The organism is Enterobacter sp. CCUG 70166, from assembly GCF_020224095.1.
Lineage (GTDB): Bacteria > Pseudomonadota > Gammaproteobacteria > Enterobacterales > Enterobacteriaceae > Enterobacter > Enterobacter intestinihominis.
Genome location: NZ_NRIQ01000035.1, coordinates 239,409 through 252,118 on the forward strand (window position 1 = coordinate 239,409; position 12,710 = coordinate 252,118).

General features: G+C 54.8%; 11 protein-coding genes and 1 pseudogene. 6 read left to right on the forward strand and 6 right to left on the reverse strand.

Translation table 11 applies throughout. The features are described from left to right. Positions 1–61 precede the first annotated feature (61 nt). The 3 genes from prc to CKK19_RS15345 all read right to left on the reverse strand — a co-directional run bounded on the left by prc (position 62) and on the right by CKK19_RS15345 (position 3,410). Entirely contained in the window at positions 62–2,110 is a 2,049-nt protein-coding gene (gene prc / locus CKK19_RS15335) for a carboxy terminal-processing peptidase (RefSeq protein ID WP_003859896.1), read from the reverse strand. Positions 2,111–2,129: 19 nt separating this feature from the next. Beyond that, the gene (gene proQ, locus CKK19_RS15340) at positions 2,130–2,816 is read right to left on the reverse strand and encodes an RNA chaperone ProQ (RefSeq protein WP_003859895.1); all 687 of its coding nucleotides are present in this window, start codon (positions 2,814–2,816) and stop codon (positions 2,130–2,132) included. A gap of 96 nt (positions 2,817–2,912) precedes the next feature. Then, entirely contained in the window at positions 2,913–3,410 is a 498-nt protein-coding gene (locus tag CKK19_RS15345) for a GAF domain-containing protein (protein ID WP_006811006.1), read from the reverse strand. A gap of 132 nt (positions 3,411–3,542) precedes the next feature. Between CKK19_RS15345 and yebS the strand changes: the two genes are divergently transcribed. From yebS to CKK19_RS15365, 4 genes are all read left to right on the forward strand, one after another. Continuing rightward, complete coding sequence (gene yebS, locus CKK19_RS15350; RefSeq protein WP_063853575.1) at positions 3,543–4,826, forward strand: membrane integrity lipid transport subunit YebS; 1,284 nt, start codon at positions 3,543–3,545, stop codon at positions 4,824–4,826. Then, positions 4,795–7,428 carry a PqiB family protein gene (locus tag CKK19_RS15355; protein ID WP_022648460.1) on the forward strand — a complete coding sequence of 878 codons (2,634 nt, stop codon included), beginning with the start codon at positions 4,795–4,797 and terminating at the stop codon, positions 7,426–7,428. Before yebS ends, CKK19_RS15355 begins: the two co-directional genes overlap by 32 nt. 56 nt (positions 7,429–7,484) lie before the next feature. Further along, the gene (gene rsmF, locus CKK19_RS15360; protein WP_063853553.1) at positions 7,485–8,948 is read left to right on the forward strand and encodes a 16S rRNA (cytosine(1407)-C(5))-methyltransferase RsmF; all 1,464 of its coding nucleotides are present in this window, start codon (positions 7,485–7,487) and stop codon (positions 8,946–8,948) included. Positions 8,949–9,052: 104 nt separating this feature from the next. Further along, on the forward strand, positions 9,053–9,292 hold the full coding sequence (locus tag CKK19_RS15365; RefSeq protein WP_006811010.1) for a YebV family protein: 240 nt from the start codon (positions 9,053–9,055) through the stop codon (positions 9,290–9,292). Between the two features lie 34 nt (positions 9,293–9,326). Here CKK19_RS15365 and pphA read toward each other — a convergent pair. Continuing rightward, a pseudogene (gene pphA, locus CKK19_RS15370) lies at positions 9,327–9,970 on the reverse strand (protein-serine/threonine phosphatase). A gap of 167 nt (positions 9,971–10,137) precedes the next feature. Here pphA and CKK19_RS15375 point away from each other — a divergent pair. Further along, entirely contained in the window at positions 10,138–11,118 is a 981-nt protein-coding gene (locus CKK19_RS15375; RefSeq protein WP_063853555.1) for a VirK/YbjX family protein, read from the forward strand. Positions 11,119–11,163: 45 nt separating this feature from the next. Continuing rightward, the gene (locus tag CKK19_RS15380; protein ID WP_032609507.1) at positions 11,164–11,361 is read left to right on the forward strand and encodes a hypothetical protein; all 198 of its coding nucleotides are present in this window, start codon (positions 11,164–11,166) and stop codon (positions 11,359–11,361) included. Between the two features lie 124 nt (positions 11,362–11,485). On the opposite strand, the gene CKK19_RS15385 is transcribed toward CKK19_RS15380, so the two are convergent. Further along, positions 11,486–11,824, reverse strand: a complete 339-nt coding sequence (locus CKK19_RS15385; RefSeq protein ID WP_022648464.1) for a YebY family protein — start codon at positions 11,822–11,824, stop codon at positions 11,486–11,488. 16 nt (positions 11,825–11,840) lie between these two features. Beyond that, the gene (copD, locus tag CKK19_RS15390; protein ID WP_063853556.1) at positions 11,841–12,710 is read right to left on the reverse strand and encodes a copper homeostasis membrane protein CopD; all 870 of its coding nucleotides are present in this window, start codon (positions 12,708–12,710) and stop codon (positions 11,841–11,843) included.

Consider the following 12,710-nt stretch of genomic DNA (forward strand, 5'->3'; position numbering starts at 1 on the left):
GCCTGACGGAAGGATGAGGAACAAAAAGAAACAGGCACAATTTCTTGTGCCTGTTGGGGGATTATTTTGTCGGAGCAGGTTGTACGGCAGGTTTCTCTTTTTCCAGCTTCGCGAGATCAAGCGCGATATGCACCGTCTCGTCCAGATACGGATCGGGCTCCTGGTAATCCTTAGGCAGATCGTCCAGTTTTTTGAGCAGAGGCTTGCCTTCACGTTTGAAGCGATCGTTGATACGCGCCAGACGTGTCGCGTCATCTTCATTGTTCTCTTTCTCACGCTGGGCGTAGTTCAGAGAGACAATGTTCCGTTTCGCTTTCAGAGCGTTGAAACGCGCGATGTCCTTCATGATGTACTGGAATTCCGGATCCTTCCCGATACGGTCGTTGTGATTTTTCAGCAGTTCCGGACCGAACTGTTTCATATCACCCGATTTCACGAATGTCGCGGCATCAATGCTATCCCACGGCAGCGCGTTATCTTCAAACTTCTCGCCCGTTTCCGTCTCTTCGGTACCTGTCGGCATCATGATGTCCGGCGTCACGCCTTTGCGCTGCGTACTGCCGCCGTTAACACGGTAAAACTTCTGAATGGTGTACTGTACTGAGCCCAGCGCCGGCCATTCAGGACGCAGCATCTGGTCGTAAATACGGTTCAGAGAGCGGTACTGCTGAACGGTGCCCTTGCCAAACGTCGGTTCGCCGACGATTAACGCCCGGCCGTAATCCTGCATGGCAGCAGCGAAGATTTCCGATGCAGAGGCGCTGAAGCGATCGACCAGCACCACCAGCGGACCCTTATAATAGACCACGCCATCGGTATCGGCATCTTCACGCACTTTACCGTTGTTATCGCGCACCTGAACCACCGGGCCAGACGGGATAAACAGCCCGGAGAGCGAGACGGCCTCGGTCAATGCCCCGCCGCCGTTGCTGCGCAGGTCGATGATCACACTGCTGACATTCTGCTTTTCAAGCTTCTGGAGCTGCACTTTCACATCATCGGTCAGGCCAACGTAGAAGCCAGGGATATCCAGAACGCCAACCTTCTCTTTACCCACGGTTTTCACCGACATTTTCACCGCGCGATCTTCCAGACGGATACGCTCACGGGTCAGAGTAACGATACGGGTTTTGGTCCCCTTTCCGGCTGGCAGGATCTCCAGGCGAACTTTGCTGCCCTTCGGCCCTTTGATCAACGCAACTACGTCATCAAGTCGCCAGCCAATCACGTCCACCATGCTCTTTCCGGTTTGACCTACACCGACAATACGGTCGCCTACGCTGATCGCTTTGCTTTTCGACGCAGGGCCACCAGCTACCATGGAGTTGATAACGGTGTAGTCATCGTCCATCTGAAGCACAGCACCGATACCTTCCAGAGACAGGCTCATTTCGGTATTGAACTGTTCGGTGTTACGTGGAGAGAGATAATTAGTGTGCGGATCAATTTCGTGCGCAAACGCGGTCATCGCCAGCGAGAAAACATCTTCACTGTTGGTCTGCGCCAGACGACGAATTGCGAATTTGTAGCGACGGTTTAACGTCTCACGGATCTCTTTCTCGTCTTTGCCTGTGAGCTTGAGGCTCAGTTCGTCATATTTGACTTTTCCGTCCCACAGCGCATTCAGTTCAGCCTCATCTTTCGGCCATGGCGCTTTGCTGCGGTCCAGATTAAAGGTGTCGTTGCCGGTGAAGTCCATCGGACGTTCCAGCACTTTCAGCGCGTATTGATAACGCTCAAAACGGCGCTTTTGCGATAAGTTGTACAGATCGTAGAAAAGATCCAGCTTTCCGGAGCGCAGCTCATCACCCACTTCGGATTTGCGTTTAGCGAACTGTTCGACATCGCTGGCCAGCAGTACGTTATGGCTGTAATCCAGCAAGTTCAGATAACGGTCAAAGATTTTGGCCGAAAAGGCCTGATCGAGATCGAACTGACGATAGTGCGAACGAGTAAAGCGCGACGTCACGCGCTCACTCACCGTCGCGTGCTGAGTTTCTTCCTTAAGAACCGGAATTTGATCAACACGCGTAATATCGTCCACAGCGAAAGCGTGGCCTGTTATAGCAAACAGGCCAGCCAGCGCGGTGAGCTTAAAAAAAGTGTTCATGCCAGGCTCGGCCTCCGTTTCAGAACAACAAGTGTTCTGCGCGTACAATCATTGACATACCAGAAGTCAGCTGTACACGAACGCCATCTTTGGTGATTTCCAGTACGGTGGCATCCATCGCATTGTTACCCGCTTTAACCTTCAGAGACTGACCTACGCTCAGGGCGTTGATGTCCGAAACTGGGGTGTGGCGCGGCTCTTCGCGCGGCGCACGTGGGGCTTTAGCTGCTGGTTTGTCAGCACGCGGTTTGCGATCGTTATTTTCAGTACGACGCGGTGCCGGACGCGGTTTACGCTCGCGACGAGGGGCGTCTTCCTGACCGTTTGCCGCTGCGGCTTCGCGTTTTTTGGCCTGCTGTTCAGCACGCTGTGCCTGAACGCGAGCTTTAGCTTCTTCAAGCTGCTTACGCGCATGTTCTACGTGCTGCTCGTCCAGCTCACCACACGGGTTGCCGTCAAGGTCGACACGGGTCGCACCCGGCTTGATACCGTACAGGTAACGCCAGCTCGAGGTATAAAGGCGCAAGGCAGAACGAAGCTGCGTTTTGCTGAGGTTCATCTCCCCCTCAACGCGCGCGACCAGATCCTGAAAGATACCGACTTTCAGAGGACGCGCTTCACCTTCAGCGCTGAAGCACTGCGGGAAACGCTCGGCCAGAAATGCGATAACTTCTTTACTGCTATTCAACTTAGGTTGATTTTCCATGAAATTTCCTGATTACAACGGACGTTGCCAACAAGCGCAGGCATGAACAGGCGACATTATAATGACGCTATCAGTAAATGCTACGTTATCCGTTGATTATCCTGCGACGCTCGCAAAGAATTTATGATAATCGGTCTCTGCCAGAACATTTTCCAGGTTTGCGGCCAACGCGCGCAGCCCCTGCTCATCCTCGGCAGTAAAGCGGCTGAAGACCGTGCTGTCGATATCCAGAACGCCAATAATCTGATTTTTAACCACCAGCGGCAGTACGATTTCAGAATTGCTGCTGGCATCGCAGGCAATGTGGCCGTCAAACGCATGTACATCTTCGACACGCTGAACCTGACGGGTCGCCACTGCGGTACCGCACACGCCGCGACCTACCGGGATGCGTACGCAGGCGAGTTTCCCCTGGAAAGGCCCCAGCACCAGCGTGTCGCCTTCCAGCAGATAAAAGCCCGCCCAGTTCACGTCAGAAAGGCGTTCGAACAGTAACGCACTGGTATTTGCCAGAGTGGCTAAGAAACTGGTTTCCCCTGCCATTAATGCCTTAAAATCGCGATTCAGATCCGCGTAGAATTCTGTTTTGTTCATTATTCAATCACTTAGTTATCTTACATAATTACCGCATAGCCTATTAAAATAAGCATTAAATGCGCTCATGCTCAAGATGAATCCGTTCATGAGTTATTATAACTTTCAACAATACTTATCTGTGTGCGACTGATGGCCCTAAAAACACCCCAAATTACGCCGACAAGAAAGATCGTTGTCCGTACGGTAAGCCAGGCTCTGCCTCGTGCACATTATCAGCGTTGTCCCCAGTGCGATACGCTTTTTATGTTGCCGAAGATGAAATCGCACCAAAGTGCTTTTTGCCCTTGCTGCGATGCCAAAATTCGCGATGGCCGGGACTGGTCATTGACGCGTCTGGCGGCAATGGCGGTTACCATGCTGCTGCTGATGCCGTTCGCCTGGACCGAGCCGCTGTTAAAGCTCTACCTGCTTGGCGTGCGTATTGACGCTAACGTATTGCAGGGGATCTGGCAGATGACGCGCGAGGGCGATCCGCTCACCGGCGCTATGGTGCTGTTCTGCGTCGTCGGCGCACCGCTGGTGCTGGTCGCGGCAATTGCCTACCTGTGGTTTGGCAACATTCTGGGGATGAACCTGCGCCCTGTCCTGCTCATGCTGGAAAAGCTCAAGGAGTGGGTGATGCTGGACATCTATCTGGTGGGCGTCGGCGTGGCCTCCATTAAGGTGCAGGATTATGCGTTTTTACAACCCGGCATTGGCCTTTTTGCGTTTATTTCACTGGTCCTGCTGAGTATTTTGACCCTGATTCATCTGAATGTTGAACAGCTTTGGGAGCGATTTTACCCTCAGCGTCCCGCGACCCGGCCTGATGAAAACCTGCGCGTCTGCCTGGGGTGCCATTACACCGGTTTTCCGGATAAACGCGGGAGGTGTCCTCGCTGCCACATTCCGTTAAGATTGCGGCGCAACAACAGCCTGCAAAAATGCTGGGCGGCGCTTATCGCCTCACTGATATTTTTATTCCCGGCCAATATGCTGCCGATCTCCGTAATTTATGTGAACGGCGCCCGACAGGAAGATACTATCCTTTCGGGGATTATCTCTCTGGCGCACAGTAACGTGGGGGTTGCCGCCATTGTGTTCATCGCCAGTATTCTGGTGCCCTTTACCAAAGTGGTGGTGATGTTTACGCTACTTATCAGCATTCACTTTAAATGCGCACAAGGACTACGCACCCGCATCCTGCTTCTGCGATTCGTGACCTGGATTGGTCGCTGGTCGATGTTGGATCTGTTCGTGATTTCGCTGATGATGTCGCTCATCAATCGCGATCAGTTACTTGCTTTTACCATGGGACCCGCAGCTTTTTATTTCGGCTCTGCGGTGATATTGACTATTCTTGCAGTGGAATGGCTGGACAGCCGCTTACTTTGGGACGCACATGAGTCAGGAAACGCCCGCTTCGCCGACTGAAGCGAGAATTAAAACAAAACGCCGCATTTCGCCATTCTGGTTGCTGCCTGTCATCGCGCTGATGATCGCAGGCTGGCTTATCTGGACGAGCTATGAAGATCGCGGGAGTACCATCACGATTGATTTCCAGTCTGCGGACGGCATTGTCGCCGGACGTACCCCCGTTCGCTTCCAGGGGGTGGAAGTGGGTACCGTGCAGGATATTTCCCTCGGCAAAGGGCTGAACAAAATCCAGGTCCGGGCGAGCATTAAGTCTGACATGCAGGATGCCCTGCGCGCCGAAACGCAGTTCTGGCTGGTCACGCCTAAAGCCTCCCTGGCCGGCGTTTCCGGGCTGGATGCGCTTGTGGGCGGTAACTATATCGGCATGATGCCTGGCAAAGGTGAGCCACAGGATCACTTTGTTGCGCTGGATACCCAGCCGAAATATCGGCTGAATAACGGCGATCTGATGATCCACCTCCGCGCGCCGGATTTGGGCTCGCTGAACAGTGGTTCTCTGGTCTATTTCCGCAAAATTCCGGTTGGCCGCGTTTACGACTACGCCATTAACCCGAACAAAGATGGCGTGACCATTGATGTACTGATCGATCGCCGTTTTACCAACCTGGTAAAAAAAGGCAGCCGCTTCTGGAACGTCTCCGGTGTCGATGCCGACCTGAGCTTAAGCGGTGCGAAAGTGAAGCTTGAGAGCCTGGCGGCGCTGGTGAATGGTGCTATCGCCTTCGACTCACCTGCTGACTCCAGCCCTGCCGCCGCAGAGGATACCTTTGGTCTGTACGCCGACCTGGCACACAGCCAGCGCGGTGTCATCGTCAAGTTGACCCTGCCGGATGCCAAAGGCCTGAAAGCCGGTTCGACACCGCTGATGTACCAGGGTTTAGAGGTCGGGCAACTGACAAAATTAACCCTCAACGCGGGCGGCTCCGTTACCGGCGAAATGACGGTGGATCCGAGCGTTGTGGACCTCCTGCGGGAAAAAACACGCATCGAGCTGCGTAATCCGAAGCTCTCCCTCAGCGACGCTAGCATCAGTTCCCTGCTGACGGGAAGCACCTTTGAGCTGATCCCCGGTGAAGGTGCGCCGAATAAAAACTTTGTCATCGCGCCGGCGGATAAAGCTCTGCTGCAAAAACCGGGCGTGTTGACGGTTAAGCTGAATGCGCCGGAAAGCTATGGTATCGAAGCCGGTCAACCGCTAATCCTGCACGGTGTGCAGGTGGGTCAGGTTCTGGAACGAAAGCTGACGGAAAAAGGGGTCTCCTTCTCCGCCGCCATCGATCCGCAGTACGGCAACCTTGTGCACGGCGACAGTAAATTTGTGGTGAACAGCCGGGTCGACGTGAAGGTGGGTCTGGACGGCGTTGAGTTCCTCGGCGCCAGCGCCAGCGAGTGGGTTAACGGCGGGATCCGCATTCTGCCGGGCAGCAAAGGCGCGCTGCGTGAGAGCTATCCACTGTTCGCCAATCTGGACAAAGCCATTGAAAACAGCCTCGGCGACCTGCCGACCACCACGCTGACCTTAAGCGCTGAAACGCTGCCGGATGTCCAGGCAGGCTCCGTCGTGCTTTATCGTAAGTTTGAGGTCGGAGAAGTGATCACCGTTCGTCCTCGTGCGGACGCGTTTGATATCGAACTGCATATCAAGCCGGAGTATCGCAAGCTGCTCACGCCAAACAGCGTGTTCTGGGCTGAAGGCGGCGCGAAAGTGCAGCTCAATGGCAACGGGCTGACCGTACAGGCGTCTCCCCTCTCCCGTGCCCTGCGCGGTGCGATCAGCTTCGATAACCTGAGCGGCGCGGGCGGCAACATGCGTAAAGGTGACAAGCGGATCCTCTTCCCGTCTGAAACCGCGGCGCGCGCCGTCGGGGGACAGATTACCCTGCACACCTTTGATGCCGGTAAACTGGCAGAAGGCATGCCTATCCGCTATCTCGGAATTGATATCGGGCAGGTTCAGAAGCTGACGCTGATCACCGCGCGCAATGAAGTTCAGGCTACCGCCGTGCTTTATCCGGAATATGTACAGACGTTCGCCCGGGCAGGCTCGCGCTTCTCGGTGGTTACGCCGCAAATTTCTGCCGCAGGGGTTGAGCATCTCGACACCATACTTCAGCCGTACATTAACGTTGAACCGGGTCGGGGCAACGCGCGTCGTGAGTTTGAGTTGCAGGAGGCGACCATCACCGATTCCCGTTATCTGGACGGTCTGAGCATTGTGGTTGAAGTACCGGAAGCCGGTTCGCTGGGCATCGGTACGCCGGTCCTGTTCCGCGGTATTGAAGTGGGAACAGTAACAAGCCTGACGCTGGGTAATCTGTCCGATCGCGTGATGGTCGGCCTGCGCATCAGCCAGCGTTATCAGCATCTGGTTCGCAACAACTCGGTGTTCTGGCTGGCTTCAGGCTACTCGCTGGACTTCGGCCTGACCGGTGGCGTGGTCAAAACGGGGACCTTTAACCAGTTCATTCGCGGCGGCATTGCCTTCGCGACGCCGCCTGGCACGCCTCTGGCGCCTAAGGCGCAGGCAGGAAAACACTTCCTGCTGCTGGAAAGTGAACCGAAAGAGTGGCGCGAATGGGGAACGGCGCTGCCGCGTTAATCTCGCAGGCTCCGGTGTCAACGCGCCGGAGCCTTTATGTTACACTGCGCGCCTGAATGTTTCCCTGTGGTGTGCCCGTGGCTCAAAACTCCGTATTTCTTCCTGAACAATTCCTCGCACAGATGCGCGAGGCGCTTCCTGCTCATCTCTCTTTCGACGATTTCGTCGCCGCCTGCCAGCGCCCTTTGCGTCGAAGTATTCGCGTCAATACGCTGAAAATCAGCGTCGGAGCGTTTCTGGATCTCGTCTCCTCCTACGGCTGGCAGCTGACGCCGGTGCCGTGGTGTGAGGAAGGGTTCTGGATCGAGCGGGATGAAGAGGAGAGCCTGCCGCTCGGCAGCACCGCCGAGCACCTGAGCGGGCTGTTTTATATTCAGGAAGCCAGCTCCATGCTGCCGGTTGCCGCGCTGTTTGCCGACGGAAACCAGCCTGAGCGGGTGATGGATGTCGCGGCGGCGCCGGGCTCTAAAACCACGCAAATTGCCGCCCGGATGAACAACCGCGGCGCGATCCTCGCCAACGAATTTTCCGCCAGCCGCGTCAAAGTCCTGCACGCCAATATCAGCCGCTGCGGGATCCACAACGTCGCGTTAACACACTTCGACGGTCGCGTGTTTGGCGCTGCCTTGCCGGAAGCTTTTGATGCCATCCTGCTCGACGCGCCCTGCTCCGGCGAAGGCGTAGTGCGTAAAGATCCTGATGCGTTAAAAAACTGGTCCGTTGAAAGCAACCTGGAGATCGCCGCCACGCAGCGTGAACTGATCGACAGTGCGTTTCATGCCCTGCGCCCCGGTGGAACGCTGGTTTACTCCACCTGCACGCTGAACCGCGATGAAAACGAGGACGTCTGCCTGTGGCTCAGGCAACGCTATGCGGATGCCGTCGAGTTTCTGCCGCTGGACACCCTCTTCGATTCGGCCAGTCACGCGGCCACCCCTGAAGGCTTCCTGCACGTCTTCCCGCAGATTTACGATTGCGAGGGGTTCTTTGTCGCACGACTGCGTAAAACCCGCGCCGTCGATCCGCTGCCTGTCCCTAAGTTTAAGGTCGGCAACTTCCCGTTCGCGCCGGTTAAAGGCCGTGAGGCGACACAGGCGCAAGCGGCTGCCAGCAAAGTGGGACTGCACTGGGATGAGAGCCTGCGCCTCTGGATGCGGGACAAAGAGCTGTGGCTGTTCCCGGTCAACATCGAACCGCTGATTGGTAAGGTGCGTTTCTCCCGCCTCGGTATTCGCCTGGCGGAGATCCACAACAAAGGATATCGCTGGCAGCACGAAGCGGTCATTGCGCTGGCAGGCAATGAGAACACCTTCGCCCTGACGCATCATGAAGCGGAAGAGTGGTATCGCGGTCGTGACGTTTACCCGGAAGACGGCCCGTCACAGGATGAAGTCATCGTGACGTATCAGGGCTATCCGCTCGGGCTGGCGAAAAAAGTCGGCTCGCGGCTGAAAAATAGCTATCCGCGTGAACTGGTACGCGATGGTCGCCTGTTTACCGGTAACAGCCGCACTGACTGAAAAAACGCATTTTTTTACTGGCTATTTCGCTCTCCTTGTCTAGGATCAAAAATGGATGACTGCACTGGTCATACCAGATTTTGGGCAACAAACCGGAGAGCATTATGACGAAAACCAGCGTACGCATTGGCGCTTTTGAAATCGACGACGCTGAATTGCGCGGCGAAGCACAAGGCGAACGAACGTTAAGTATTCCCTGCAAATCCGATCCGGATTTGTGCATGCAACTGGACGCCTGGGATGCAGATACCAGCGTCCCGGCGATCCTTGATGGGGAACATTCCGTTCTGTACCGTGAACATTACGACAGTAAAACCGATGCCTGGGTCTTGCGTCTTGCATAACCCAAAGAGAACCCGCCCGAAGGCGGGTTATTTATTACTGAAGCTGCGCCAGCGTCAGAAAGCCCCCGAACACCGCTCCCGTATCAATGTAGTGCAGATTGTTGAAATCGTAGCGCTTGTCCACAGGCGTATGTCCGAACCAGAAGTGATCCGCACCGCTAATGCCCTGCCCTCTACCCACCATAAAGCCCATTAACCGGTCGCGATCCCACAGCACCCGCTGGGCATCTACCGGCTTATGCCAGGCATATTCGGCGGCGGGATAATCCGCATGAGCAATCACGTTCAGACCGTTTTTGCAGGTTATTTCAATAATGTGCGGTAAGTCCCGACACGCGTCGAGTAAATCCTTCGCCTGCTTTTGTTGAGCGACCGTAAGCCGGTAAACCAGTTACCGCCATTTATCGACCAGAGACTAAAATCATTATTTTCAAGCGCATCTAACGCCATTTGCTCGTGATTACCGCGTACCGCATAAAACCACTTTTCCTGCATCAACTGTAAACATTTCACGCTGTCGGGACCGCGGTCGATAATATCCCCCACCGAGATAAGCAGATCCGCATCAGGATTAAAATGCCGTCGTTTAAGCTCATCCATAAGCCACTGATAGCAACCATGAATATCGCTGACAACCCAGACATGACGCCAGTGTTCTCCCTCTATTTTCTGATACATAACGCCTCCTGTAAGAAGTATAGCTGCCACAGAAAATGTCATGCGCTGGCGTTGGATATCGCGAATCCAAACAAACCATAAACCAGCCGGAAATAAAGATCGCTGCGCTATTAATCCCTTATTCCCTGGCCTTTAAAATAATGCGGAATAAAAAGAGGGATTTTCACGTGTCAAACATATACCTGCAAAACGATGTTTTTTATCCGCATCGCACAAATATTATTTCTGAACTGGTGAGAGGGAAACGCGTTCCCGGCCCAATCTGGCACAAACGTGATTACCGGTTAAAGTTCCTTCTGCGCTCGCTTTTATTCTGGTCCTCCACCCATCGCATGCTGGAGGCGCTATCCGGGCGCGATGATTTCGACAGGCTGCTCACCTCTCAAATTACCTTGCCGAGCAAAACTCACCGCCAGTATCTGATGCGTGGCCTGAACTCAAACGACCGGGCCGATGCTATCGTCAGCCACTATCAGTGGATTGATAGTCTGACAAATACCGCCCTCGCCCACGCGCTGACTAATCCGCAAGAGGTGCCGGTTGTCCGGTTCGAGGCAAAAAACGGCGAAATTTATACCGTCCACGCCTCGTCCGCAGGTAAGGCTGAACGTGAAGGCGAAAGCACGCTTTGGCTGCATGACAATGACAACACGCTGCTTGCCAGCCTGACGTTCTGTGTCGCACGCAGTAACGGCCGTATGGTGCTGGTGATCGGCGGCCTCCAGGGTCCCCGTCGTCATGTTTCACGGGAGGTGATTAAGCAGGCTACCCGTGCCTGCCATGGGCTTTTCCCGAAACGCGTGCTGATGGAGGTGATCTTCCAGCTTGCCTCACGCTCGAACATCAGCGCGATTTTTGCCGTCAGCGATGAAGGCCATGTTTTCCGCGCGCTGCGCTACCGTCTGAGTAAAGGGCGTCATTTTCACGCCAGCTACGACGAGTTCTGGGAAGGCCTGAACGGAAAGAAACTCTCCGCCTTCTGCTGGCAGTTGCCGCTCCAGATGGAGCGTAAAGCACTGGAGGAGATTGCCAGCAAAAAACGCGCCGAATACCGTCGCCGCTTTGCGTTACTTGATGATATTGCGGCTTCCGTACATGCGCGCATTGATCCCGCAGTCGTCTCAGGCAAAATACAAACAAAAATTTAACAAAACAGCCAAAAAGGACTGGACTTACGCCTGCCGGGTTGTGGTATGTTTGAAGCAGGCGCACAGGAAGTGAACCTTCTGCTGAGACGAAAACCGGATTTTATCGTTTATTTTCATGCAGATAAAAAGAGACCGAATACGATTCCTGTATTCGGTCCAGGGAAATGGCTCTTGGGAGAGAGCCGTGCGCTAAAAGTTGGCATTAATGCAGGCTCAATCGCCTTGCCCTTTAAGAATAGATGACGACGTCAGGTTTTCCAGTCCACAGTAAAAGTGGTCTGAAAAAAAGCGTCAGAACATCACTAAATGTGAAAAACCGCAGAGCTTTTACAAGCACCTGCGGTTTTTTTTACTGGAAACCTGACGGCTAGCAGAGCTTTTTAGCGCGCTCAATAAACGGTGCCAGACTCTTCTTCTGCCCGGGGTTTGCCGGGTCATCCACCTGGATCACGCTGACAGGCTGTCCGTTACTTTTCCCGCTGGCAACCTGCTGCTCCGCTACGTCATTTAACGGATACTGCACGAGCGTACTGGGATTGATGACATACAGCGCGTTACCGGGACGGCAGGTGAGCATGACCTCTTCACGATTAAATGCCCAGTTGTCCTTACCCACTTCAAACCTGCTGACGGTGATGACCTGCGGCGCGGCCAGCGCACTGCTGGCACAGGTGAGAAGTAAAAGAGAAAGCAGTGTCTTTTTCATAAGTTATTAAACCTTGTCAGAAGGGTTCCCAGGTCGCGAACAGGCTGACGGCCGCCAGTACCAGCGCGCCCAGCACCACTTCTGCCTGTGTCATCCTGATAAAAATCTGTTGTTCCCGCCCGGCATCAGGGCGAAAGCGTGGTACAAGAAAATACCGATTCGCCAGCGCAATTGCCACCATCATGATGACCAGCGCACATTTAAACAACAACAGCCGTACATAAGGCGCTTCCCACGGCACGTCTATGCCCACAATAAAGAGCGTATTGATTATCCCGGTCAGCAGCACGCCCGCCACGGCATAATGCCCCACGCGGGAGAAGCGCATCATGGTAAAGATAGCGGCTGGCTGCCAGCGGCCTTTCGCCAGCCGCATACAGAACAGCAGCGGCAGTAAACCGCCCACCCAGGTGGCGGCGCAGAGCAGGTGAATCGCATGGTTCAGACGATGCAACGCACCCGGCGCGCCACCGTTCATCGCGGCATGTCCCACGCCCGCCAGCAGCACCAGTTGCCCCATCGCGAGCAGTAACAGCCGTGAGCCCTTTTGCGGGGTAAGCCATGCAGCACCCGCGGTCACAGCGGCCAGCACCATTTGCCACAGCCAGACGCCACCAAACTGCGTGCCCAGCACGCTGCGCCAGACCGCCGGGCGAATGACATCACCCCAGCCATTGCCCATTAACCCACTTTGCAGGCCGAACATCAGCAGAGCAGCCATCAGGCTGATTAAGGCCGCGATATTCTGCTGGCGCTGGAAACGCTGCGTCATGAGGCGCTGCAACGAAGACGGTGCAAACCAGACACTGTATAGCGCGTTGCCGAAAAGTAGTATCAGCGCAACAAAATGGATAAAGCGAAACGCTACGTAGCTCAGGGCCAGCAT